Annotated in this window: 24 protein-coding genes; 17 read left to right on the forward strand and 7 right to left on the reverse strand. The window is 64.9% G+C overall.

What is annotated here, in order from left to right:
- Positions 1-93: 93 nt before the first annotated feature.
- Together ILT44_RS14535 and pepN are read right to left on the reverse strand one after the other, a co-directional pair.
- Positions 94-2367: a PAS domain-containing sensor histidine kinase gene (locus ILT44_RS14535; protein ID WP_204240314.1), complete on the reverse strand. Its 2274-nt coding sequence runs from the start codon at positions 2365-2367 to the stop codon at positions 94-96.
- A gap of 245 nt (positions 2368-2612) precedes the next feature.
- Positions 2613-5264, reverse strand: coding sequence for an aminopeptidase N (gene pepN / locus ILT44_RS14540; RefSeq protein WP_204240315.1), 2652 nt, complete (start codon positions 5262-5264; stop codon positions 2613-2615).
- Positions 5265-5457: 193 nt separating this feature from the next.
- On the opposite strand from pepN, the gene ILT44_RS14545 reads away from it, so the two are divergent.
- The 7 genes from ILT44_RS14545 (at position 5458) to ybaK (ending at position 12665) form a co-directional block, all read left to right on the forward strand.
- Complete coding sequence (locus ILT44_RS14545) at positions 5458-5898, forward strand: VOC family protein (protein WP_204240316.1); 441 nt, start codon at positions 5458-5460, stop codon at positions 5896-5898.
- Between the two features lie 100 nt (positions 5899-5998).
- Positions 5999-7480, forward strand: a complete 1482-nt coding sequence (xdhA, locus tag ILT44_RS14550) for a xanthine dehydrogenase small subunit (RefSeq protein ID WP_204240317.1) — start codon at positions 5999-6001, stop codon at positions 7478-7480.
- A 4-nt stretch (positions 7481-7484) separates the two neighbouring features.
- Positions 7485-10016 (forward strand): xanthine dehydrogenase molybdopterin binding subunit, encoded by a 2532-nt coding sequence (xdhB, locus tag ILT44_RS14555; RefSeq protein ID WP_204240318.1) that lies wholly within the window; start codon positions 7485-7487, stop codon positions 10014-10016.
- On the forward strand, positions 10013-10978 hold the full coding sequence (xdhC, locus tag ILT44_RS14560) for a xanthine dehydrogenase accessory protein XdhC (protein ID WP_204240319.1): 966 nt from the start codon (positions 10013-10015) through the stop codon (positions 10976-10978). The genes xdhB and xdhC overlap by 4 nt, the downstream gene beginning before the upstream one ends.
- A gap of 5 nt (positions 10979-10983) precedes the next feature.
- A complete protein-coding gene (locus tag ILT44_RS14565) occupies positions 10984-11469 on the forward strand; it encodes a nucleoside deaminase (protein WP_204240320.1) in 486 nt (161 codons plus the stop codon).
- Positions 11470-11524: 55 nt separating this feature from the next.
- A complete protein-coding gene (locus ILT44_RS14570) occupies positions 11525-12172 on the forward strand; it encodes an urease accessory protein UreE (RefSeq protein ID WP_204240321.1) in 648 nt (215 codons plus the stop codon).
- A 22-nt stretch (positions 12173-12194) separates the two neighbouring features.
- Positions 12195-12665 (forward strand): Cys-tRNA(Pro) deacylase, encoded by a 471-nt coding sequence (gene ybaK, locus ILT44_RS14575; RefSeq protein WP_204240322.1) that lies wholly within the window; start codon positions 12195-12197, stop codon positions 12663-12665.
- A 22-nt stretch (positions 12666-12687) separates the two neighbouring features.
- Here ybaK and ILT44_RS14580 read toward each other — a convergent pair whose 3' ends face one another.
- Entirely contained in the window at positions 12688-13470 is a 783-nt protein-coding gene (locus ILT44_RS14580) for a hypothetical protein (RefSeq protein ID WP_204240323.1), read from the reverse strand.
- 232 nt (positions 13471-13702) lie between these two features.
- On the opposite strand from ILT44_RS14580, the gene dusA reads away from it, so the two are divergent.
- Complete coding sequence (gene dusA, locus ILT44_RS14585) at positions 13703-14707, forward strand: tRNA dihydrouridine(20/20a) synthase DusA (protein ID WP_204240324.1); 1005 nt, start codon at positions 13703-13705, stop codon at positions 14705-14707.
- A 236-nt stretch (positions 14708-14943) separates the two neighbouring features.
- On the opposite strand, the gene ILT44_RS14590 is transcribed toward dusA, so the two are convergent.
- From ILT44_RS14590 to cobS, 3 genes are all read right to left on the reverse strand, one after another.
- Complete coding sequence (locus tag ILT44_RS14590; RefSeq protein WP_204240325.1) at positions 14944-15648, reverse strand: retropepsin-like aspartic protease family protein; 705 nt, start codon at positions 15646-15648, stop codon at positions 14944-14946.
- A complete protein-coding gene (locus tag ILT44_RS14595) occupies positions 15648-15863 on the reverse strand; it encodes a DUF1289 domain-containing protein (RefSeq protein ID WP_204240326.1) in 216 nt (71 codons plus the stop codon). Before ILT44_RS14595 ends, ILT44_RS14590 begins: the two co-directional genes overlap by 1 nt.
- Before the next feature lie 110 nt (positions 15864-15973).
- Positions 15974-16810 (reverse strand): adenosylcobinamide-GDP ribazoletransferase, encoded by an 837-nt coding sequence (cobS, locus tag ILT44_RS14600; protein ID WP_204240327.1) that lies wholly within the window; start codon positions 16808-16810, stop codon positions 15974-15976.
- A 77-nt stretch (positions 16811-16887) separates the two neighbouring features.
- Here cobS and cobT point away from each other — a divergent pair, with 77 nt between their 5' ends.
- Positions 16888-17913, forward strand: coding sequence for a nicotinate-nucleotide--dimethylbenzimidazole phosphoribosyltransferase (cobT, locus tag ILT44_RS14605; RefSeq protein WP_204240328.1), 1026 nt, complete (start codon positions 16888-16890; stop codon positions 17911-17913).
- The gene (locus tag ILT44_RS30890; protein WP_204240329.1) at positions 17910-18419 is read left to right on the forward strand and encodes a thermonuclease family protein; all 510 of its coding nucleotides are present in this window, start codon (positions 17910-17912) and stop codon (positions 18417-18419) included. The genes cobT and ILT44_RS30890 overlap by 4 nt, the downstream gene beginning before the upstream one ends.
- 2 nt (positions 18420-18421) lie before the next feature.
- On the opposite strand, the gene ILT44_RS14615 is transcribed toward ILT44_RS30890, so the two are convergent.
- A complete protein-coding gene (locus ILT44_RS14615) occupies positions 18422-19003 on the reverse strand; it encodes a LysE family translocator (RefSeq protein ID WP_204240330.1) in 582 nt (193 codons plus the stop codon).
- A gap of 86 nt (positions 19004-19089) precedes the next feature.
- Between ILT44_RS14615 and ILT44_RS14620 the strand changes: the two genes are divergently transcribed.
- From ILT44_RS14620 to ILT44_RS14650, 7 genes are all read left to right on the forward strand, one after another.
- Positions 19090-19734: a uracil-DNA glycosylase family protein gene (locus ILT44_RS14620; protein WP_372441165.1), complete on the forward strand. Its 645-nt coding sequence runs from the start codon at positions 19090-19092 to the stop codon at positions 19732-19734.
- Between the two features lie 120 nt (positions 19735-19854).
- Positions 19855-20067, forward strand: coding sequence for a CsbD family protein (locus ILT44_RS14625; RefSeq protein WP_204240332.1), 213 nt, complete (start codon positions 19855-19857; stop codon positions 20065-20067).
- 90 nt (positions 20068-20157) lie between these two features.
- The gene (locus ILT44_RS14630) at positions 20158-20505 is read left to right on the forward strand and encodes a hypothetical protein (RefSeq protein ID WP_204240333.1); all 348 of its coding nucleotides are present in this window, start codon (positions 20158-20160) and stop codon (positions 20503-20505) included.
- A gap of 93 nt (positions 20506-20598) precedes the next feature.
- A complete protein-coding gene (locus ILT44_RS14635; protein ID WP_204240334.1) occupies positions 20599-20787 on the forward strand; it encodes a hypothetical protein in 189 nt (62 codons plus the stop codon).
- A gap of 151 nt (positions 20788-20938) precedes the next feature.
- The gene (locus ILT44_RS14640; protein ID WP_204240335.1) at positions 20939-21730 is read left to right on the forward strand and encodes an enoyl-CoA hydratase-related protein; all 792 of its coding nucleotides are present in this window, start codon (positions 20939-20941) and stop codon (positions 21728-21730) included.
- 125 nt (positions 21731-21855) lie between these two features.
- A complete protein-coding gene (locus ILT44_RS14645) occupies positions 21856-22062 on the forward strand; it encodes a hypothetical protein (RefSeq protein ID WP_204240336.1) in 207 nt (68 codons plus the stop codon).
- A 242-nt stretch (positions 22063-22304) separates the two neighbouring features.
- On the forward strand, positions 22305-23356 hold a 1052-nt coding region (locus ILT44_RS14650; RefSeq protein WP_204240337.1), incomplete at its 3' end, for a caspase family protein.

Below are 23356 nucleotides of genomic sequence, written 5' to 3' on the forward strand. Positions count from 1 at the left end.
CAAGACAAGAAGGCTCAACCGAGCCCACCATAGACACAAGCCGGCGCCACACCAGCGTCGGCTGCTTACGTTCGGTGGTGACAATGGGTTTACTTACGCCGCCGCGTCCGCCAGTGCGATCTCGGCGCTGGAGTTTTCCGTGAGCGGCAGGTGGACCAGCACGATGGTGCCGACGCCTTCCTGGCTCTTGATGCGGAGTGAGCCGCCGTGCAGTTCGGTGAGCGAGCGGGCGATGGCGAGGCCGAGGCCTGAGCCCTTGTAGCTCTTCGAGAACTCGGTCTCGACCTGCTCGAAGGGTTGGCCGAGCTTGTGCAGGGCGTGGTCGGGAATGCCGATGCCGTTGTCCTCGACATAGATGTTGACGGCGTTGCCGGCCTGGCGCGTCCGCACCGTGATGCAGCCGCCCTCGCTCGTGAACTTGGTCGCGTTCTGGAGCAGGTTGACGAGGATCTGATGCAGGGCGCGCTCGTCTGCGGGCACCACGATGTCCTCGGGGTTCACGTCGACGGTGACGGAGAGGTTCTTGGCCTTGGTCTGCTCGCCCACCAGCTTGAGGGCGCGCTGGATCGAGGCGTGAACCTCCATCGGCTGCTTGGTGAGAGACGTGCGGCCTGCCTCGATGCGCGACATGTCGAGGATGTCGTTGATCACCGACAGGAGATACTCGCCGCTGGAGCGGATGTCGGAGCAGTATTCCTCGTACTTGTCGGAGCCGAGCGAGCCGAAGATGCCGCTCTGCATCACTTCCGCAAAGCCGATGATGGCGTTGAGCGGCGTGCGCAGCTCGTGGCTCATGTTGGCCAGGAATTCGGACTTGGCGCGGTTGGCGCTTTCGGCCTGTGCCTTCTGGTCGAGATAGCGCTCGGCAAGATCGGCGAGCTGGTGAGTCTGCGCCTCGAGCTTCTGGCGCGACTGCTTGAGATCGAGAACGGTGGCGATCAGCTCCTTCTCGGATTCGACGAGGCGATGCTCATGGCGCTTGAGCGCCGTGATGTCCGTGCCCACCGACACGTAGCCGCCATCCTTGGTGCGCCGCTCGTTGATCTGCAGCCAGCGTCCGTCCTGAAGGCGGGCCTCGAAGGTGCGCGCGCCCACATCCTGCTGCTCGCGGCGCAGGAACTGGTGCTGCACCTCCGGCGGACGGCCCAAAGCCATCACCTCGGCATAGGACTTGCCCTGCAGTTGCGCATCGGCCGGCAGCTCGTGCAGCTTCTGGAACTTGGAATTGCAGAGCACGAGGTTGTTGTTCGCGTCCCAGAGAACGAAGGCCTCGGAAATCGCCTCGATAGCGTCGTGGAGCCGTGCGTCCGCCTTGGCGGTCTTCTCTTCCAGGCCGCGTTGCTCGGTCACGTCCACCGCGATGCCGACGAGATGGCTTGCCGCATCGTCGGGATCGTTCATCAGCTCGGCGCGGGCGCGCAGCCACACCCAGTCGCCCGTGATGCTGCGGATGCGGAACTCGTAATCGACGAGCGAGGTGCTGGCGGACGCGAGCTGCTCGGCCAGCGTGAAGAGGTCCTGATCCTCAGGGTGGATCATGGTGTTCACTTCGCCAAAGGACAGGAACTCGTCCTGGCGCTCGTAGCCGAGGAGCTCGTACATGGAATCGGACCAATAGATCCGTCCGCGGCCGATGTCCCAATCCCACAGTCCGCAGCGTCCGCGGTTCAAGGCAGAGTCGATCCTGTCGCGCACCTTCTCGCAGACCTCGTCGGCGGCACGCGCGCGGTTCGACTGCATCACATAAGCCACGCCGATGCCGAGCAGCACCAGGATCGTGGCGCCGAGCAGCGAGACGTGGCCGATGGTGCGCGTCCACCAGCCGGACAGGATATGAGGTGTGGGCTGCACGAGCGCGATCTGTCCGGACGAGGCAGGAAGCGAGCGCACGGTCGCCATGCCCTCGATGCCGTTGGGAAGCCTGATCGTCATGACGCCGGCGCGGTCCGCGAACAGCATCAGCGGCTGCGCATCGCCCAGGATATCGGTGAGCTTGCCGGGGATATCCCGCATCGGCGGATAGGCGGCCAGGATGGTGCCGGCCTGATCGACCAGCATGAGCGTACGGCTCTGCGTCAGTGCGCTCGGAGGCATGTCCCTGGCAAGGTGCTCCAGATGCGCCGCAGCCTGCGCGCGGTCCCGCAGGGCAGGAACGGCGCCGAGCTTTGCTGCGGAGAGCGATGCGATGATGTCGATGTCGCTGATGGCGTCGAAGAGCGTGTCCTTGCGGCCGTCGCGGATCTGGATCCACGCGCTTCCGGCAAGGGTAATGAGGAAGAGGATCAGGACAGCCGGAACGGCCAAGCGGAGCAGGGGCTCATATCGCTCGAGCCGCCGATAGGTCAGGTTCGCGTCTGATCGCGTCACCCCTAGAATCGTACCCGCACGCGCGGGTACGCATGCGGTCACCGCCCCCGCCATGCGATGCTTCCTCCGGAACCATTTGCGTCCTGTTTCGGAGGACGTGCCGCATCTCTCCGAATCACTAACAATAGAATCTTGAGCGGGTGATTTGTCTAGTTAGTAGAACCCGAAGGTTAATAAAAAATTTCCTATCCCATCTTCCCTTGGGGAAATCAGGGAAAACCCGATAACCTCTTCAAACATATAGCCTATTTCGATTGGCCCGCCTCGAGGGAGCGGCTCACGATATCGCCTACGTCGCGGGAAAGATTGGGCTTTTGTTCGATGGAGCGAAGGGCCTTTTCGGCATGTTCCCGGCGGGTGTTTTCCATCATGCGCCACGTGCTGAAAGCGGTCAGCAGTCGCGCCGCCAGCTGAGGATTCAGTTCGTCCGTGCGCAGGACGATCGAGGCCAGGAACTGGTAGCCTGCGCCATCGGCCCGGTTGAACTGAACCTGGTTGAGCATGGCGAAGCTGCCGATCAGCGAGCGTACCCGGTTGGGATTGCCCAACGAGAAGGCGGGATGCTCCATGAGGCCTTTCACCCGTTCGAGGGTTCCATCCTCAGGAATGGCTGCCTGCAACGTGAACCATTTGTCGATCACGAGCGGTTCGTTGCGGTAGCGCTCGCCGAACCGGGTGATGGCCTCCTCGCGCGCCGGGCCGGGTATGGTCGTCAGGACGCTGAGCGCGGCAAGCCGATCCGTCATGTTGGTCGCAGAGTCGAGCTGCGCCAGGGCGAACGCCTCGCCGGCCTGTGGGTCGGCGGCTGTGAGAAGGTCGAGACATGCATTGCGCAGCGAGCGGCGTCCGGCGCTCGCCGCATCGGGACTGTAGGGACCGAGATCGGCGAGGGTCTCGTAAAAGTGCTGCATGCGCTTTCTGCAGGCCTGGCCGATGCGACGACGCAGTTCGGTGCGGGCGCGATGAACGGCGTCCGGATTCACATCGTTGCCGATCTCCTGGGCCATGTCGGCCTCGCTCGGGAGGGTCATGACCAGCGCCGCGAAGGCCGGATCGCTTTCCGCATCCCTGTCGATGAAGGAGCACAGGGCCGACGAGAATGCGCCGACCGTATCATCCGCCAGGGAGCCCTCCTTCGAGAGCGAGGTCAGCAGCCTCATGGCGACCGTCTGCGCCGCCTGCCAGCGGTTGAAGGCATCGCGATCGTGCCGGAGGAGAACGAGCAGCTCCTCGTTCGGCAGGTCGAGGGATATCCTCACAGGGGCCGAGAAGCCCCTGAAGAGCGACGGAACGGGCAGGGATGTCACGCCCGTGAAGGTGATGCTGTCGGCCGGCTTGTCGAACAGGAACACGCCGCGCTCATTCACCCGGTCGCAGGCGGCGTTCACGGGAGATCCGTCGTGCGAGACAAGGCCCAGCACGACGGGAATGGCCATCGGCTCCTTCTTCGCCTGTCCCGGCGTCGGCGGGGTGCTTTGGGTGAAGTCGAGGCGATAGGTCTGCGCCGCCACGTCGTAATGGCTCTTCACCGTGACGCGGGGCGTTCCGGACTGCTCGTACCACCGGGCGAAGTGGGACAAGTCCCGGCCTGTCACGTCCGCGAAGGCGTTCACGAAATCCTCGACCGTTGCCGCGGTGCCGTCGCAACGCTCGAAGTAGAGATCCATGCCGCGCCGGAAGTCTTCGTCTCCGATGATCGTCTTGAGCATGCGGACGATCTCCGCACCCTTCTCATAGACGGTCGCGGTGTAGAAGTTGTTGATCTCGCGATACTGGGTCGGGCGCACCGGGTGGGAGAGGGGGCTCGAATCCTCCAGGAACTGCCGGGCGCGCAGGGTCTTCACCTCCGCAATGCGGTGTACGGGACGGGACCGCTCGTCGGATGAGAATTCCTGGTCGCGGAAGACAGTCAGACCCTCCTTCAGGCAGAGCTGGAACCAGTCGCGGCAGGTGATGCGGTTGCCGGACCAGTTGTGGAAGTACTCGTGCGCAATGATCGCTTCGATGTGGGCGTAGTCCATATCGGTGGCGGTCTCCGGGGACGCCAGGACGTATTTGTCGTTGAAGATGTTGAGGCCCTTGTTCTCCATGGCGCCCATGTTGAAGTCGGACACGGCGACGATGTTGAAGACATCAAGGTCGTATTCCCGGCCGAAGGCCTTCTCGTCCCACCGCATGGAGCGCTCGAGCGCGTCGAGGGCGTAATCGGCGCGGTCCTCCTTGCCGGGCTCCACATAGATGGCGAGATCCACGTCCCGCCCGCTCATGGTCGTGAAGGTCTTGGACACGCGGCCGAGGCGGCCTCCCACCAGGGCAAAGAGATAGGAGGGCTTGGGGTGGGGATCGTGCCAGACGGCATAATGCCGGCCGGAGCCGTCGACGGGGCCGTTCTCGACAGGGTTGCCGTTGCCGAGGAGAACCGGAGCCTCGTCGCGGTCAGCCTCGATCCGGGTCGTGTAGACGGAGAGAACGTCTGGACGGTCGAGGAAATAGGTGATGCGCCTGAAGCCTTCCGCCTCGCACTGCGTGCAGTAATTGCCGCCCGAGCGGTACAGACCCATGAGCTTGGTGTTCGCCGTCGGGTTGATCTCGGTCTCGACCGTCAGCGTGAACGGCTGGCGGGGTGCCTGCGGGATGGTGAGCGATTGCGGGACAGCCTCGAACTCTTCGTCGGACAGGATCCGCCCGTCCAGGGCCACGGATTTCAGGTTCAGCTCGTCGCCGTCGAGGACGAGGGGCGCATCCGAGCGTCCGGTGGGGTTGGGCCTCATGACGAGCGTCGCGGTCACCCTGGTCTCCGTCGGGTGCAGCTTGACGTCGAGCTCAACACTGTCGATCAGGAAGTCGCTGGGCCGATAATCCTCAAGGCGAACGATCGGTGCTGTCTCGGTGCGCATCGGGTATCCGTCTGAAACGAAGTTGCGTTGGTTCTAGGGCCTTGGGGAAGGACCGCCAGTCTGCTTGAAGCAGCAACGCTTAAAAGTCACCTGATCTTGGCCAAATCCAAGGCTTTTTCCGCACAACAAAATGGTACCCCTTGATCTCCGGGTGAAATACGCCATCACGTGAATTCCGCTCACGGAGATGATCATGGAATACCTTCATACGATGGTTCGCGTCTCGAACCTCGAACAATCCCTCGACTTCTTCTGCAACAAGTTCGGACTGGTCGAAGTCCGCCGGATCGACAACGAGAAGGGGCGCTTCACCCTCGTTTTCCTGGCGGCTTCGGGGGATGTGGAAAAGGCCAAGGACACGAAGGCGCCGCTTCTGGAACTCACCTACAACTGGGACGAGAGCGAATATGCCGGCGGCCGGAACTTCGGTCATCTCGCCTACCGCGTCGACGACATCTACGAGTCCTGCCGGAAACTGATGGATGCGGGCGTCACCATCAACCGTCCGCCCCGGGACGGCAACATGGCCTTCATCAAAACCCCCGACAACATCTCCATCGAGCTGCTGCAGCGCGGCGAGCCGAAGCCCGTGCAGGAGCCCTGGGCCTCGATGCCCAATACCGGCACCTGGTAAGCCCCGGCTGTCCACGGCCGCCCCTTGGCGAAAAGGTCTTGCTCCGCCATTCTACCCGGCCCACCATAAGACAGCCGGGTCGAACCGGCGGAGGAACATCGTGGTACGAGAGACAATCCGCTTCTGGCGGCAGGAACGAGCAGTCGAGGTTTCAGGCTTTCATCCGCGCACCACGCTTCTGGACTACCTAAGGCTTCAGGAGCGACGCGTCGGCACCAAGGAGGGTTGCGCGGAGGGCGATTGCGGCGCCTGCACCGTGGCCGTGGGCCGGATGAGGGGCGGGCGCGTGCACTACGAGCCGGTCAATGCCTGCATCCTGCTGCTCGGCCAGATCGACGGAGCCGAACTGGTCACGGTCGAGGATCTCGCGGCTGGCGGCGAACTGCACCCGGTGCAATCCGCCATGGTGGCGACCCATGGCTCCCAATGCGGCTTCTGCACCCCGGGCATCGTGATGAGCCTCTTCACGCTCTATCACGAAGGCGCGCGGCCTTTGAGCCGCGAGGCCGTCAACGATGCGCTCGCCGGCAACCTCTGCCGCTGTACCGGATACAGACCCATCGTCGATGCGGCCCTGCAGGCCTGCGGCGATCAGCCCGACGACGCCTTCTCCATAGCCCATGAGCGGAATGTGCAAGGCTTGATGTCCCTTGCGGATGGACAGGATGTCCTCGTCGGGGATGAAACACGCTTCTTTGCCGCTCCCGCGAGCGAGGACTCGCTGGCAGCGCTTTATGCGGGGCATCCCGATGCCACCCTGGTCGCCGGCTGCACCGATGTGGGCTTGTGGATCACCAAAGGCATGGCCGAGATCGAGAAGATCATCTGGCTCGGCCGCGTGGCCGGGCTCGATCTCATCGAGGAGACGTCGGAGGAGCTTGGCATCGGCGCGATGGTCACTCATGCGGCGATTCATCCGTCTCTCGCGCGGATCGATCCCGATCTCGGCGAACTGATGCGCCGCTTCGGATCATGGCAGGTGCGCGCGTCCGGAACCGTGGGCGGCAACATCGCCAACGGCTCGCCCATCGGCGACCTCGCACCCGCGCTGATCGCACTGGGTTCCGAGGTGGAGCTGCGCCATGGCGATGCCACACGAACCATGCCGCTCGAAAACTTCTTCATCGCCTACCGCAAGCAGGACCGGGTGCCGGGCGAGTTCGTGCGGCGCATCACGGTGCCGAAGCTGAAGGCGAATGAGGTCTTCCGCGCCTACAAGATCTCCAAGCGCTTCGATGAGGATATCTCGGCGGCGATGGGCGCGTTCAGGTTCAAGCTCGACGGCAGACGCATCGCTGAGGCCCGCGTCGCCTTCGGCGGCATGGCGGCCACGCCGAAGCGGGCGCTTGAGACGGAGCGGGCGCTCGTCGGCCTCTCCCTCGACGAGCCGTCGGGTTGGGGTGAGGCCATGGCCGCGATCGCGCGCGATTACCAGCCGCTCGACGATCACAGATCCTCAGCCGCATACCGCGCGACGGTGGCGCGCAATCTCGTGTTCAAGGCCTTGAGCGAAACCGCATCGGGCGAGACCCGCGCGACGCGCATCATCGGCCAGCGCGACGCGCTCCAGGCGGCGGAGTAGGGCCATGAACGAGCGTCCAAAACTCGCCGCTTCTTCAACCTCCCCCTTGAGGGGGGAGGGCGCGCCGCAGGCGCGGGAGGGGGTGGGAAACTCCACATCTGCGAATGTCGCGCTGCCACCCCACCCCGGAGCGCTGACGCGCTCCGACCCTCCCCCACCCAAGTCGGATGTTTCCGACTTGGGAAAGCAAGAACGGATCTCGGGAACACCCGAGATCCGAGGGAAGGATGGGGCTGTGGAAGCGCTCCGCCACGTTCGCAAATCCCTGCCGCACGATTCTGGTGTGAAGCACGTCCAGGGCGTCGCACAATACATCGATGACATTCGCGAGCCCGAGGGCACGCTGCATGTGGCGATCGGCCAGTCGCCGAAGGCACGCGGACGTCTGATCTCGCTCGATGTCTCCGCCGTGCGGGCCGTCCCCGGCGTTGTGGCGGTGCTCACGGCCGCCGACATCCCCGGCAAGAACGACGTGTCGCCTGCCTTCGGCGACGACCCGCTCTTCGTCGACACCGAGGTCAGCTTTCTCGGGCAGGCTCTCTTCGCCGTCGTCGCAACCAGCCGCGACACCGCACGGCGCGCCGTCAAGAAAGCGGTGATGGAGATCGAATCCGAGACGCCGAGCATCACTGTCGAGGATGCGCTGGAGCGCGGGGAGACCGTGCTGCCGGACTATGCCTATGGCCGCGGCGATCCGCATGCCGTCATCGCGCAGGCGCCGGGAAAGCTTGAAGGCGGGTTCCGCGTCGGCGGGCAGGAGCACTTCTATCTCGAAGGCCAGGTCGCCATGGCAATCCCGGGCGAGGATGGCGACATCCATGTCTATTCCTCGACCCAGCACCCCACGGAAGTGCAGCACGTGGTCGCGCGCGTGCTCGACATTCCCGATGCCTATGTGACCTGCGAAACACGCCGCATGGGCGGCGGCTTCGGCGGCAAGGAAAGCCAAGCGACGCAATGGGCCGTGACTGCAGCGCTCGCGGCGCGCGTCACCGGACGACCGTGCAAACTGCGCCTCGACCGCGACGACGATTTCATCCTCACCGGCAAGCGGCATGACTTCCGCTGCGACTGGAGGGTGGGCTTGGACGAGGAGGGCCGCATCCAGGGCTATGCGGTCGATCTCCTCGCCCGCTGCGGCTATTCGGCGGATCTCTCCGCCGGCGTGGTGGACCGGGCCATGTTCCACGCGGACAACGCATACTGGATGCCGGCCGTCCACATCGCCTCGAAGCGCCTGAAAACCAACACGGTCTCCAACACGGCGTTTCGCGGCTTCGGCGGCCCGCAGGGCATGCTCGCCATCGAGCATGTGATGGACCAGATCGCCTGGGCAACGGGGCACGATCCGCTCGACGTGCGTTACGCCAACTTCTACCGGGGGGCTGAGAACCTCACGCCTTACGGCATGGAGGTGGAGGAGACCGACACCCTCATCAATCTCGTGCGCACGCTGGAAGAGACCTCGAACTACCGCGCGCGCCGCGAGGAGATCGTGGCTTTCAACGCTTCTTCGCCGATCATGAAGCGTGGGCTTTCCCTCACGCCCGTGAAGTTCGGCATCAGCTTCACGCTCACGCACATGAACCAGGCGGGCGCGCTGGTGCATGTGTACCAGGACGGCTCCGTGCACCTGAACCATGGCGGCACCGAGATGGGGCAGGGGCTCTACATCAAGGTGGCGCAGGTGGTGGCCGAGGAGTTCGGCATCGCCATGGAGCGCGTGCGCATCACGGCCACGACGACCGCGAAGGTGCCGAACACGTCGCCGACGGCAGCGTCATCCGGCTCCGACCTCAACGGCATGGCGGCGAAGATCGCGGCAGGCGCGATCAAGAAACGCATGATTGCTTATGCGTCCGAAGCCTACGACGTGCCGGAGGAGCAGATCGAGTTTCGCGACGACCGGGTCTTCATCGGCAACCAGAGTCTCGCCTTCGACGAGATGGCGAAGAAATGCATCGCGGCCCGCGTGCAGCTCTCGGAGGCCGGGCATTACAAGACCCCGAAGATCACTTGGGATCGCGCCAAGGGAACGGGGCGGCCCTTCTTCTACTTCGCCTATGGCGCAGCCTGTTCGGAGGTGATCGTCGACACGCTCACCGGCGAGAATCGCCTTACGCGCACCGACATCCTCCATGATGTCGGCCGTTCCTTGAATCCTGCCATCGACATCGGCCAGATCGAGGGTGGCTTCGTGCAGGGCATGGGCTGGCTCACCACGGAGGAACTGGTCTTCAGCAAGGAGGGGCACCTGCTCACGCACGCGCCTTCGACCTACAAGATCCCGGTCGCTTCCGATGTGCCGGCCGCCTTCAACGTGGCGCTCTATCCCAATGCCAACCGGGAGGAGACCATCTACCGCTCGAAGGCGGTGGGCGAGCCGCCGATCATGCTGGCGAACAGCGTCTTCTGCGCCTTGGCGGATGCGGTCCATGCGCTCGATCCGTCGAAACCTGTGCCGCTCAACGCACCCGCCACGCCCGAGGCGATCCTGCGCGCCTGCGAGGCGTTGCGGGGGAGGCCGATGGGGTGAGAACCTGGCGCCAGCTCACCGATTTCGTGACGCGGCACGGCAGCGCCGCCCTCATCTCCGTGCATGACGTGAAAGGCTCCGCTCCCCGTGAGGTCGGCGCGCGCATGGTGATGCGGCCCGATGGCGCGTTCCACGGCACCATCGGCGGCGGGCAGCTCGAATTCCGCATGCTCGACATCGCCCGTGAGATGCTGGGGCAGGGGCGTGGCCCGGCGAGGATCGTCGATCAGGCCCTCGGGCCCGATCTCGGCCAGTGCTGCGGCGGGCGGGTGAAGATCCTGATCGAGACTTTCGACAGCCGCGACATGGAGGATCTCGCGCCTCTCGTCGAGGCGGAGGCCGGAGGCGGGCTGTTCGAGGTCGAGTGCCGTCTCGAGGAGGGCCGCGTGAGGCGCGAGTTCTCCTCCGCCGTCGGCGACGACCGCTGGACCGGCTGGCGCGAGACCCATGGCGAGGTGCGCACGCCGGTTCTCCTGTTCGGGGCCGGCCATGTGGGCCGGGCGCTGGTGCTGTCGCTTGCGCCCCTGCCGTTTGCCGTGCGCTGGCTCGACGACCGGGACGACGCCTTTCCGGCCCACCTTCCGCTGAATGCGAAGGCCATCCGCATGTGGGACCCGGAGGCCGAGATCGCCGAGGCGAAGCCCGATTCCATCATTCTCGTCATGACGCACGACCACCCCCTCGACATGGCGATCACGGCGGCGGCTCTGCGGCGGGACTTTCCCTATGTGGGCCTCATCGGCAGCGCCACGAAGCGGGCGCGGTTCGAGAAGCGGTTCCGGGAGCTCGGACTCCCTGAGGAGACGATCCGCTCCCTCGTCTGCCCGATCGGGCTGCCCGGCATCGAGGACAAGGACCCGGCGGTCATCGCCGCCTCCGTGACCGCGCAGCTGCTGCAAGTTCGCGAGCATGGGCGGCTCAATCGAAATTTCTCGCCTCCCGCGGCCTCGAACGATACATAAACCTCATGAGCACTCATCGACTCGACGATCAGCGCTATCTCACGCGCGCCATCGAATTGTCCCGCGAGCACATGGAGGAGGGGGCCGGAGGCCCTTTTGGCGCCGTGATCGTGCGCGACGGCAAGGTTCTCGCCGAGGGCTGGAACCAGGTCACCTCCGCCAAGGATCCGACAGCCCATGCCGAGGTCACGGCGATCCGTCGCGCCTGCGAGGCGATCGGCGACCATTCGCTCGAAGGCGCAACGCTCTATACGAGCTGCGAGCCGTGCCCCATGTGCCTTGCTTCCGCCTATTGGGCTCGGGTGGGGCGGATCGTCTATGCCAATACCCGGCAGGACGCGGCGGAGATCGGCTTCGACGACAGCCTGATCTACGACGAGATCCCCAAGCCCGTCTCCGAGCGCCTGATCCCCATGGACCACCAGCCAAGCCTTGAGGCCAAGGCCGTCTTCGACGCCTGGGCGGACAAGCCGGACAAGATCGCCTATTAATATCCGGCCGTGCTTCCTATCTGAGCTTTACCCGATCACAGACCGAGACCAGCCCATGCCCCGCGTCACCACCATCGTCCGCAAGCCCGCCGTGAAGGCCGACCGCGTCATCGACACCGTCACCCTCGACCACGCGGCGAGGAACCGTCGCCATGGCACGCTCAAAGGCGACGGCGGAACTGAGATCCGTCTCGACCTCGACATGGAGACCACCATCAACGATGGCGATGCCCTGCGGCTCGAGGATGGGCAGCTCGTCCAGGTGAGGGCCGCCGCCGAGGCCCTGCTGGAGATCAAGGCCGAGAACCCGTTGCGCCTCACGCGCCTTGCCTGGCATCTCGGCAGCAACCACGGCCTCGTCGAGGTCACGGGCGATGCGCTCTACATCGAAAACGATCCGGCCCTGGCGGAGCTGGCGCGCGGGCAGGGCTGCACCGTGACACCCGTGGAGCGCCCCTTCAGGCCGGAGCGCAGCACCCATGTGTGCGATCACGACCACAGGCACCATCATCACGGCCATGCGCACAGCCACAGCGAGAGCCACAGCCACGCGCATTCCCACAGCCATGACCACGCGCATTCCCACAGCCACGGTCATGCGCATGACCACAAGCATGATCACCATCACCATGATCATGCCCACCATGAGCACGGCCCCGGCTGCGGCCACGATCACCACCACGGGCACAAGCACGATCACTGATCGGGCTTAAACCCTCACGGCCATGTCCAAGACCACCCGCGCGACATTAGCCCTGCAGCAGGCCGGCGTGTCCTTCACGGTGCATTCTTACGAGTACGATCCGAACGCGGAGCGCATCGGCCTGCAGGCGGCCGAGGCCATGGGGGCGGAGCCGTCGAGCGTGCTCAAGACCCTGATGGTGCTGGTGGATAACAAGCCGGCCTGCGTGATCCTGCCCTCCGACCAGGAGGTCAACCTGAAGAAGCTCGCCGCAGCTTTAGGTGGCAAGACGGCCCAGATGATGAAGCCGGCGGATGCGGAGCGCATCACCGGCTATCATGTCGGCGGCATCAGCCCCTTTGGCCAGAAGAAGCGGGTTCCGACCGTGCTCGAGCAATCGGCCTTCGAGCACGCGCAGGTGTTCATGAATGGCGGCCAGCGAGGCCTGCAGGTCAAGCTCGACCCTCGTGCGGCGGCGTCCGTGCTGGACGCGAAGGTGGCGACGGTGATCTGAGCGGCCCTTCGGCCCAGCACGCCTAGAAGAGAGAATCCCAATGGCCGAAAGGTAGATCCATCTTATGAGCCAGGGCTTCGACCTGCTGCAGCACTGCTGGAACCTGATCAGCCGTCGCAAGGCTTCCTGAACTGTCGGTGTCCCAGGTTGCGGCGATATCCTGCGCGGCATGCGCAAGGAAGGCCTTGGCTTCGCCGACCGTGAAGGTGAAGGCATCGCCGTCGAGCGTGAAGTGGAGCTTCCTGGCATTCGCGCCGTGAAGCGTGTCGGCAATATCGCGCAGCTTGTCCGCTGCCAGATCCAGGGCCGGCTGATGCCTTGAGGCGAGTTCGCTGCCGGTGTCCTTCAGCCATTCACGGAAGCCAGCGATTTCCCGCGCATCGGGCCGGATGCTGCCATGCTCGATCAGGTCGATGGCCTTGTCGATGGTTTTCGGGAGATTGATCCGGGCCAGCACCTCGGGGTGCCGGTCGGACACGATGATCCGCCCGATCATCGCCAGGATCGCAGCGCCTGCATAAAGGTCGCCTTCGCCTGAGACGGCATCGGGCGACAGCTTCAGGATCCCCTTGATGAGGCGAAGATCCGCAAGGGCCTGCTGATAGGAACTCTCCGCTTCGCGCACGTCGATGTCGTGCCGGCGGAAGAGTTGATCGAGATCATTGATCGGCTCGACGGTGAAATCGGGAACGTCGCCGGATCTCAGCAGCTTGCCGCCGGAGTACTCTGGCCCGCCATATTGGCCGTAGGTGGGGATGCGGAGGTCTTCATCGGCCGGAGCCAGGACAAGCCAGTTGATCGACATGGTTTCCTCCGAGCAGAGCTGTGGTTTCACAGGATCCGTCTGGTCCCGAAACTGCAGGTCACAAGCGCAATCCGGCAAGATTAGGGTCGCTGCCAAGGTCGGTGAGCTCCTTCATCGAGACTCTGTGACACCGGCAGCCACTTATTTTCCTTGAGATTGCAGCCACCATATTGGAAAAGCCTCCAGGCAAGGACAGAGTGTTGGAAAACTCTCCTAAAAAGCTAGCGTTGAGATGACCCGAAAATTTTTCACCGTGGCCCCGATGATGGACTGGACCGACCGGCACTGCCGGGCGTTCCATCGCGTCCTGTCGCGCCGGGCGCGGCTCTATACGGAGATGGTCACCACGGGGGCGGTCATCCACGGTCCGCGGGAGCGGCTTCTCGGGTTCAGTGATGTCGAGCATCCGGTGGCCGTGCAGCTGGGCGGGTCGGATTCGGCGGATCTGGCGCAGGCCGCCCGGATCTGCGCCGATTTCGGCTATGACGAGATCAACCTCAACGTGGGCTGCCCCTCCGACCGGGTGCAGAACGGCCGCTTCGGCGCCTGCCTGATGCAGGAGCCGGTGCTGGTGGGCGAGTGCGTGGCAGCCATGAAGGCGGCCGTCTCCCTGCCGGTGACCGTGAAGTGCCGGATCGGCGTGGACGATCAGGACACGGAGGAGGCTCTGAACCGCCTGACCGACTGCGTGGTGGCGGCCGGCTGCGACGAGCTGACCGTCCATGCCCGCAAGGCTTGGCTGCAGGGCCTGTCGCCCAAGGAAAACCGGGACATTCCGCCGCTTGATTACCATCGCGTCTACCGGCTGAAGCAGGCGCGTCCGGGTCTGCCCATCGCCATCAACGGCGGCATCAAGACGATGGCCGAGGTCCACGAGCACCTGGAGCATGTCGACGGCGTGATGCTCGGCCGCGTGGCCTATCACGAGCCCGAGATCCTGCTCGCCGTGGATCCTGAGCTCTACGGTGAAGCGGCTCCCGTCGCCGACGGGTTCGAGGCGGTTGAGGCTTATGAGTCCTATATCGCGGAGCAGCTCGCGAAGGGCGAGCGTCTGCACAATATCACCCGCCACATGCTCGGCCTCTTCACCGGCCGTCCCGGCGCTCGCGCCTATCGCCGTCATCTCGCGACCGAGGCGGTCAAGCCGGGCGCGAATCTGCAGACCCTGCGCGATGCGGTGGCGCATGTGTCGCGGGAGGCGGCGGCCCTGGAGGCGCGGCTGGCTGCGGCGGAATAGTTGGTGGTCATCCCGGACGCCGCAGGCGATCCGGGATCGTGAGACGAGAGTGGCTCCTCTTTACCTCTCCTCGTGGGAGAGGTCGCGCCGGAAGGCGCGGGTGAGGGGTTAGTGTCCCCTCCGGATCAACCTGTAACCCCTCACCCCAACCCTCTCCCTCAGGGAGAGGGAGACACGCGCCATATCCTGCAAGCGATCCCGGATCTCCGCTACGCTGCGTCCGGGATGACAGCGTGTCAGCTGGCGCTGTCCTTCCCGCGCAAAATCAACCTATTGCCCCGCACCTCGTACGAGCCCAGCCGTTCGAGAAAGCTCATGCCGAGCAGGTTGGCGTGGAGCACACCCGAGCGGGCGATGAGCGCCCGGACGTTGCGCTCCGTGATCGTGCCAACCGTGAGGCGCTCGATCGTGACCGGGGCGGCGAGAGCTGCTCCGTTGGCGGTCGAAACGGGAACCGAGTAATTCAGCGTCTCCGGGTTGAAGCCCAGCGCCGCAGCGTTTTCCGCGCGCAGGACCACGGTGCTGGCTCCCGTGTCGAAGATGAAGCGGGTCTCAAAGCCGTTTACCTCGCCCTGCACCAGGAAGCTCCCGTCCATCCGCCTTGCCGCCACCACCTGGCCCTCGGGCGTGACGACGGTGCGGCCCACCGCGATGTCGCCGATGGCGCGGTCGAGCACGGTCTGCAGCTCGCTGCGGGAGGCGTAGGTGACGAGCAGGGCGATGAGAACGCCGCCGCTCACGGCAATGGATTGCACCCCGTACGTCCAGTGGCGGGCGAAACCCTCGACGATGGACGCCGCCATGAGGAGGGACAGGCCGCTCAAGGCCAGAAGGCCAGCGGCCTCCATGGCCGAGAACTCGCCGATGGGGTCCTCGGCGAACACGCCCACAAGGAGGGCGCCGATCAGAAGGAGAAGGCCTGCTCCGCGGATGCCCGGCATCAATCCGCCTTGTCCGGTTGGGGCGTAAGGGAGGATTCGAGGGAGAAGGCCTGGCGCATGCGCTCCGGCAGTCCGGCCATGATCGATAGGCGCTCCTCCTCGGGGATCCGATACCAGCGGGTGATCTCCTCGCGCGTGCGGCCGCAGCCTTCGCAGAGACCCGTCTCGGGATCGAGGGTGCAGACGCGGATGCAGGGGCTGGAAACGCGGGTCATGGTAGAGCGCTTTTTTAGCGAAGTGGGTCCGGTTCGCCGCAAAAAAGCGCGGCCAAGCAAAGAAGAGAAGTGATTCCACGTCAGTGGAGGCACTTCTAGACTTCATGTCGTCACGCTTCGAGAACGGTCAAGAGGCCGATCAGCGCGGCGATCTCCGCCACCTGCTGGGCGGCGCCCGCGATGTCCCCCGTCTGACCTCCGAGATGGCGTGCTGCAAAACGTGTGAGGGCGAGGCCCGAGAGGCCGGAGAGCACGAGCATCAGGGCGATCCCGGCAGACGGTAGTCCGGCCAGTGCGCCCAGCACGACCGCGATGGCCCCTGCGATCCCGGCTGCAAACCAGAATGTCTCCCGCGCCGGCTGCCCGACGGCCTGGGACAGGCCGTCCCGGCGGGCCGGGGGCAGGAACACGAGGGGCATGAGGCCCGCCGTGCGGGAGAGCGACGCCACGATCAGGACCGCTGCAATGGCGACCTCGCCATCGACGCGTGCGGCAAGGGTCGCCAGGGCGCCGATCCGCAATGCGAGCGCTAGGAAGAGCGCCGAGGCCCCGAAGGAGCCGATCCGGCTGTCGCGCATGATCTCCAGGCGCTTCTCGATGGTCGTGCCGCCAAAGCTGTCGGCTGTGTCGCCAAGGCCGTCCTCATGAAGGGCTCCTGTCGTCAGCACCATGGCGGCGACCGAGAGGGCGGCGGCAAGCCAGGGCCCGAGATCGAGAAGCATGGCGAAGCCCAGCACGGCCGCCGGCAGAAGGCCGATGACGAGGCCCGCGAGCGGGATGACCCGCACCAAACGCGGAAAGCTAGGCAGCGCATGGGCGTCCTGCTCCCACGGCAGGGCTGGCACGGGAAGACGGGAATAGAAGCGAATGCAATGGGCTAGGTCGATGGCGAAGGCCTGCCACGCGCTTCCCGTCGCGCGCCCACCCCGTTCAATTTGCTCCGACATGCTTCACCCCGCGTGCATGGGCCGTTATAGGTCACGCCTCTTCGCATTCTGCAATGCCCCATGGGCTGGAGCCCTCCATGTCTGATGCCGTGTCCTCACCTTTCGACGATATCCGCCGCCTGATCACGACCATGCCCGGTCCGGACGAGGCCGCCGTCGAAGCCGTGCGGATACGAGACAGGCAGCTCACCAAGCCCGCAGGGAGCCTGGGCCGCCTCGAATGGATCGCTGAGTGGCTCGCCGCCTGGCAGGCCAAGCCCACGCCGAGCGTCGACCGTCCGCTGGTCTGCGTGTTCGCGGCCAGCCACGGCGTCACCGCCAAGGGCGTCTCGGCTTTTCCGTCGGACGTGAACCGGCAGATGCTGGAGAATTTCGCGGCGGGCGGGGCGGCCATCAACCAGATCTGCGCGGCCTATGGCCTGGGCTTCAAGGTCTTCGATCTGGCCATCGACATGCCGACCGGCGACATCACCGAAACTGAAGCCATGGATGAGAAATCCTGCGTCGCCACCATGGCCTTCGGCATGGAGGCGATTGCCGGCGGTACGGATCTTCTCGCCATCGGCGAGATGGGCATCGGCAACACTACCATTGCGGCGGCGGTCTACACCGCCCTTTACGGCGGCCCGGCCGAGCATTGGGTCGGGCGCGGCACGGGCGTCGATGACGAGGGTCTCCGGCGCAAGGTCGCGGCGGTCGAGGCGGCCGTCGCCCATCACGGCGAGCACCTGGAGGATCCGCTCGAAGTGCTGCGCCGTCTTGGCGGGCGCGAGATCGCCGCCATGGCCGGTGCGATCCTCGCTGCGCGACTGCAGCGCATTCCGGTGGTGCTCGACGGCTATGTGGCGACAGCCGCTGCCGCGATCCTCCACGCCATTCATCCCTCGATCCTCGACCATTGCATCGCGGGGCATCTCAGCGCCGAAGGTGCGCATCAGGACGTGCTGGGGCGCCTCGGCAAGATCCCGCTGCTGGCGCTCGGCATGCGGCTCGGCGAAGGATCGGGCGCGGCCCTGGCGGCCGGCCTCGTGAAAGCAGCGGCGGCCGTTCACCGCGACATGGCCACCTTCGGGCAGGCGGGAGTTTCCGAGCGCCTGTCGTGAGAGGCTTCCGGCGTCGCTTCCGAGGGAGCGGGCTCACCTCCCTCGTCGCGGCATTGGCGCTCGCGGGCGGGGCCGGGCTCGTGCTCAAACCCAATGGGCGCTCGCTCGAGGGCCGGGCTCAGGTCACGGATGGAGACACGATCCGCATCGGCGACGCGCGCATCCGCCTGAAAGGGATCGATGCGCCCGAGATGGAGCAGCGATGCTCGCGCTCCGGCCGTTCCTATGCCTGCGGCGAGACGGCCCGCCGGGCGCTGATCGATCTCGTCTCCGGCGAAACGATCCGCTGCCGCGCCGCCGGGCGCGACCGCTACCAGCGGATCCTTGCCCGGTGCACGGTCAAGGGCAAGGATATCGGCACGCAGATGGTGGAGAGCGGCTGGGCCGTCTCCTACGGGCGCGATTACGACGCCGAGGAAGCCCGCGCCCGGAGCCGGGCGGCGGGGTTGTGGGAGGGCGCGTTCGAGCGCCCGCAGGACTGGCGCAGGAACGAACAGGGCGGCTGAGTTCAGCCGAGGGCCGCCGCTCCGAGCGAAGCCGAGAAGGTAAGCAGGACCAGGGCCGCGCCTCGCTGGACGGCCCGCGGGCCGATGAGAAAGCCCGGCTGCGACAGGGCCGATCCAAAGCCGATCCACCCCAGCGCAATGGGCACGATGACCGCCGCGAAGACGCTCATGGCCTGGATGAAGGCGGCTGAAGTCTGGAAGGCCGCTTCGGGAAAGATCACGGCGGCAAACATAAGCGCCTTCGGGTTGAGCAGCGTCGCGATGAAGATGCGGCGCGGGCCGAAGCCCGATCCGCTCAGCGCCTCTCCAGCCTTGGACCACAATCCCCACGCGACGGCCACAAGATAGGCGGCGCAGGCGAGCCGGAGGAGCGGTTTCAGCCATGGCAGGGTGGCCGAGGCCGGCTCCAGGAAAAGCCCCCATCCGGCGATTGCGAGCGCGTATCCGCACAGTTCCGCCGGCACCAGGGGCAGCGAACGGCGGAGGCCAGCCTGTGCGCCGGAACTCGCCAGCAGCGTGTTGGTGGGGCCGGGCGTCGCGAGAATGGCGGCAACGGCCGGGACAAAGGTGAGGGCATCGATCATGGAACGCTTGTAAGCGTCACTGGCTTGGAGCCGCCTTGATCAGCCTCAAATGCAGCCTCGATAAATGCTCCCCGAATCCCCATCTGATGGGGATGAATCCCCAACCTGATTTCGATGATCTCGCGGCGCAGTTGCGGTCCTGCCGCATCTGCCGCGATGCGCCGCGCTACGGCATGGCCTTGCCTCACGAACCGCGTCCGATCATCCAGGGCAGCGCCTCCGCGCGCCTGTGCATCGCAAGCCAGGCACCAGGCACGCGGGCCCATGCCAGCGGGATCCCTTTCGCGGATCGTTCCGGCACCAGGCTGCGCTCTTGGCTTGGACTGGATGAAGCGACTTTCTACGATGCCGCCAAGGTCGCCATCGTGCCGATGGGATCCTGCTTCCCGGGGCAGGATGCGAAAGGCGGCGACCTCGGTCCGCGCCGGGAATGCGCCGAGGTCTGGCGTCAGCCTCTGTTCCAGGCGCTGCCCGATCTCGATCTCGTCCTGCTGATCGGCCAATACGCACAGGCCTGGCACCTGGGCGAGACCTTCAAGGACGGGCTCACCGAGACCGTGAGGCGCTGGCGCGACATCCTTAGCCATCCGCAGAAGCCCCGCATCCTGCCCCTGCCGCATCCCTCCTGGCGCAACAACGGCTGGCTGAAGAAAAACCCCTGGTTCGAGGCCGAACTGCTTCCTACGCTGCAGAGGGAAGTTGGTGAATTGCTCCGAGACGGCGGTCAATAAAACTCAATAGATGTTCTAGGATATACATTGGGGTGAATGGGAAATAATAATATTATTCGAGACGATATTTGGAACGATAGATCTTTCAAGACGTTTATTTGACATAGATCAGGTAATTTCATGACATATATTGCTTATAATCGAGACGGCCATATCTTCAGCGGGCGCCCCATGCGGGAGATCCAGGCAAAATGGAGCCGCCTTTCGATGTCGGATCTCGCGCTGATCAGGACAAAGGATCAGCTGATCGCCACGGTGGAAGAGCGCTACGGACTGCCAATCGGAGTGGCGGCGCGGGATGTCGAGATCTGGCGCCTGGATCGGCATCCCTGATCGGAACGATCGATTCCATCGACCGCAAGGATGCGAGCTTCCGTTCGCGCATGGCGGCCTGCACGGACGTCATGCTGAAGGAGACACCCCATGAAAGCCCATCACTACGCTATCGGCGATCACGTTCTTTATACGGAGCAGCGCTTCCCTCATCTGGTCTGCCGTCAGCCCTTCACCATCGTCGGCTGCCTGGATTCGAGACGGATCGAGCCGCAGTACCGGATCCGCTCGACGGTCCGTCCCTTTGATTGTGTCGCCGGCGAGGATGAACTCAGCCAGGTTGCCTCTCCCATCGGTGTTTTTCGGGAGTCGGAGGTTTCCGGCCTGCTCGATTTCCCCGACATGGACGACCCTGCGAACCTCAACCTTGTTCCCTGGATGAGCCTGCCGCGCAGAGCCCGGCACCGGAACGAGCAGGCTCGCCTGTTCAGGCATTAGCAACCACAGAGTTTTGCTCTCGTTTCAAGCCCGTCATCCTCACCTGAGAAGGAACCCGTTTTGCCCGATTATCTCTACGCACGTGGACAATCCGTGACATTCACGACCAGGCGTTTCACCGGTCCTGTCTGGAGTGGGGCGTTCCTCATTACCAAGCTGCTGCCCTCTGGCGGCGAGGAGCCTCGCTACCAGATCAAGCGCATCGAGGAGGCTTACAGTTGGGTGGCTCTGGAGAGCGAGCTGACCGCCCGCTCCGAAGGATCTCAATCAACAGAGCTTTGAGGTGGAATGCCGGATTGGAATTGGTTCTAGAGAGCACTTGGCACGATGAATGCCCCGCCGAGCATCGATTCTTAGTCTGAACCCGGCTTTTGCCGGTTCTCACCTGCCGGATCCGTACTATGTTCAAGCTCGACGATAAGGAGCTTGAGACATGAGTCCGACGACCCTCCGCTGCACCCTCGACGGACCGGTCGCGACGATCACCCTCGCGCGACCCGACAAGATGAACGCGTTCAACGCCGCCATGCATGCCGAGCTGCGCGAGGCGCTCGATCAATGCGAGCGGGACGACAATGTGCGCGTGGTGGTGCTGACCGGGGAGGGACGAGCCTTTTCGTCCGGCCAGGACCTGACGGTCGATCTCAAGCGCGACGAGCAGGGGCGCCTCGATCTCGGGCCAGCCCTGGAGCGCGATTACAACCCGCTGATCCTCAGGCTCTCCAACTACCCGAAGCCCATCATTGCCGCCATCAACGGCCCGGCCGTCGGGGCCTCCATGAACATCGCACTCGCCTGCGACATCGTCGTGGCGGCCCGCTCCGCCTACCTGCAGGAAGCCTTCTCCAAGATCGGCCTGATTCCCGATGCGGGCGGCACCTGGATCCTGCCGCGCCTGATCGGCCCCAAGCTCGCCTTGGCCCTCATGCTGAGTGCCGAATCCGTCGCCGCCGATGACGCGCAGCGCATGGGCCTCGTCTACAAGGTCTTCGACGACGCATCCTTTGCGGTCGACGTCGCGGCCTTCGCCGCCAAGCTGGCGACGGGGCCCGGGCTCTCCTACCGCCTCACTAAGCAGGCCGTGGCGCAGAGCCTGTCCAACGATCTGGACGCGCAGCTCAAGCTCGAGGCCAGGCTGCAGAGCGAGGCAGGCTCCAGCGACGACTTCATGGAGGGGGTCGCGGCCTTCCGTGAGAAGCGTCCACCCCGCTTCCAGGGACGCTAGCGCATCGTGCGGACAAGTGGTCCCGGTTTTCCGCCCTCAACGATGCGCTATTCAAAGAATTGAGCATCGAATAGATCCCAAAAGCAGGCCCCACTTTTGGGTCCGATGCTCTAGGAGAACAGCTCATGCGTCCAACCTACTGGATCCTCGGTCTCGCCACTTTGAGCATCGTGATCGGGATGTTCGTATCGCAGGATCCCGAGCGCGCCGAGCGGCTCTCGCAGATGTACCGGGACGCGGCTCTCACCGGCGAGGCCCGGCAGATGGCGATCATGGGGCTTGCCCTCGCGATCGGGGCCTTCGTGGTCTACCTCGCGATGACGCGGCGCTGACGGCAATATGGCATCATTGACAAACTCAACCTCATCCTGAGGAGGTCGTCAGCGACCGTCTCGAAGGATCGTCCAGTGCTCTCTGGATCCTCCTTCGAGACACAGGTTACGTCTGCTCCTCAGATGAGGGCTGAGCAAAGTTAGCGTCAATTGATGCCCCTTTTGTTCACGGCCCATTCAACTGGCTTGGCCTCTTCTGGCGGCATGATCCCGCCGAAGTGGGTCGAAGAGGGGCCTGAACCGTGTCTTTCCTGAAACGTGCTATCGTTTTCGCCGTCGTGGCCGTGGTGGCCACCCTTGGTCAGGCCTCCCTCGCTTTCGCACAGGATCGCCTCGCCCTCGTGGTCGGGCAGGGCGCCTATGAAGGGCGCCCGCTTCCGACCACCGCGAACGATGCGGGCCTGATCGCCCAGTCCCTGACCAGCGCCGGATTCGAGGTCATCCAGGGCCGCGATCTCGGTGCCAACGACCTGCGCAGCCTCGTGCGCGACTTTCTCGACAAGGTCGAGAACCTGGAGCCTGGCTCCACAATCATGGTCTATCTGGCAGGACACGGGGTCCAACTCGAGGGCGAGAACTACCTGCTGCCCGTCGATGCCCGCATCCAGCGCGACGCGGACATCGCCATCGAAGGTTTCCGCCTCTCGGATCTGGTCCGCTCCCTCGAGCAGAGCCCGGCTCAGGTGAGGGTGGTCGTGGCCGACATGGCGCGGGAATACCCGCTCGGCTCCACGGGCGAGCCCATCGCCAGGGGATTGGCCCTGATGGAGGCGCCCTCGGGCTTCCTGATGGCGTTCTCCTCGGCGCCCAACATCGTTTCCGCCGATGGACCCGGTCCTTACGGGCCCTATGCCACGGCACTGGCAGAGATGCTCCGCCAGCCGGGCTTGTCGGTGGATGAGGTTTTCGCCCGCGCCCGCTTGCGGACGCACGAGGCCACGGACGGACTGCAGATTCCCTGGCACTCGGCCAATCTCGGCAACGCATCGTTCGTCTTCTTCGAGCAGGCCGAGACCGCTCCCGCGCCGCGGGTGCGCGAGGCGCGCCGCATCGAGGAGGTCCCGGCCGAGGAGGCCTATGCCATCGCCGTCGAACGCGACACGATGCAGGATTATCAGGCCTTCCTGCGCCGCTACCCCGATCATCGCCTCTCCCGCCGCGTGACGGCCCTGCTCGTCGCCCGCCGGGAGGCCATCGTCTGGCGCCGGACGATGGCGCGCAACACGCGGGAGGCCTACTGGACATACCTGCGCCGATATCCCAATGGTCCCCATGCGGCCGATTGCCGGCGCAG

It is taken from the genome of Microvirga arvi, from assembly GCF_016892765.1.
Lineage (GTDB): Bacteria > Pseudomonadota > Alphaproteobacteria > Rhizobiales > Beijerinckiaceae > Microvirga > Microvirga arvi.

Excerpts from the sequence above, each read along its gene's own strand:
- pepN (WP_204240315.1), bottom strand. The coding sequence starts at position 5,264 with ATGCGCACCGAGACAGCACCGATCGTTCGCCTTGAGGATTATCGGCCC.
- ILT44_RS14545 (WP_204240316.1), top strand. The coding sequence starts at position 5,458 with ATGGAATACCTTCATACGATGGTTCGCGTCTCGAACCTCGAACAATCC.
- xdhB (WP_204240318.1), top strand. The coding sequence starts at position 7,485 with ATGAACGAGCGTCCAAAACTCGCCGCTTCTTCAACCTCCCCCTTGAGG.
- ILT44_RS14565 (WP_204240320.1), top strand. The coding sequence starts at position 10,984 with ATGAGCACTCATCGACTCGACGATCAGCGCTATCTCACGCGCGCCATC.
- ILT44_RS14570 (WP_204240321.1), top strand. The coding sequence starts at position 11,525 with ATGCCCCGCGTCACCACCATCGTCCGCAAGCCCGCCGTGAAGGCCGAC.
- ybaK (WP_204240322.1), top strand. The coding sequence starts at position 12,195 with ATGTCCAAGACCACCCGCGCGACATTAGCCCTGCAGCAGGCCGGCGTG.
- ILT44_RS14580 (WP_204240323.1), bottom strand. The coding sequence starts at position 13,470 with ATGTCGATCAACTGGCTTGTCCTGGCTCCGGCCGATGAAGACCTCCGC.
- dusA (WP_204240324.1), top strand. The coding sequence starts at position 13,703 with ATGACCCGAAAATTTTTCACCGTGGCCCCGATGATGGACTGGACCGAC.
- ILT44_RS14590 (WP_204240325.1), bottom strand. The coding sequence starts at position 15,648 with ATGCCGGGCATCCGCGGAGCAGGCCTTCTCCTTCTGATCGGCGCCCTC.
- ILT44_RS14595 (WP_204240326.1), bottom strand. The coding sequence starts at position 15,863 with ATGACCCGCGTTTCCAGCCCCTGCATCCGCGTCTGCACCCTCGATCCC.
- cobS (WP_204240327.1), bottom strand. The coding sequence starts at position 16,810 with ATGTCGGAGCAAATTGAACGGGGTGGGCGCGCGACGGGAAGCGCGTGG.
- cobT (WP_204240328.1), top strand. The coding sequence starts at position 16,888 with ATGTCTGATGCCGTGTCCTCACCTTTCGACGATATCCGCCGCCTGATC.
- ILT44_RS14615 (WP_204240330.1), bottom strand. The coding sequence starts at position 19,003 with ATGATCGATGCCCTCACCTTTGTCCCGGCCGTTGCCGCCATTCTCGCG.
- ILT44_RS14620 (WP_372441165.1), top strand. The coding sequence starts at position 19,090 with ATGGGGATGAATCCCCAACCTGATTTCGATGATCTCGCGGCGCAGTTG.
- ILT44_RS14625 (WP_204240332.1), top strand. The coding sequence starts at position 19,855 with ATGACATATATTGCTTATAATCGAGACGGCCATATCTTCAGCGGGCGC.
- ILT44_RS14630 (WP_204240333.1), top strand. The coding sequence starts at position 20,158 with ATGAAAGCCCATCACTACGCTATCGGCGATCACGTTCTTTATACGGAG.
- ILT44_RS14640 (WP_204240335.1), top strand. The coding sequence starts at position 20,939 with ATGAGTCCGACGACCCTCCGCTGCACCCTCGACGGACCGGTCGCGACG.
- ILT44_RS14645 (WP_204240336.1), top strand. The coding sequence starts at position 21,856 with ATGCGTCCAACCTACTGGATCCTCGGTCTCGCCACTTTGAGCATCGTG.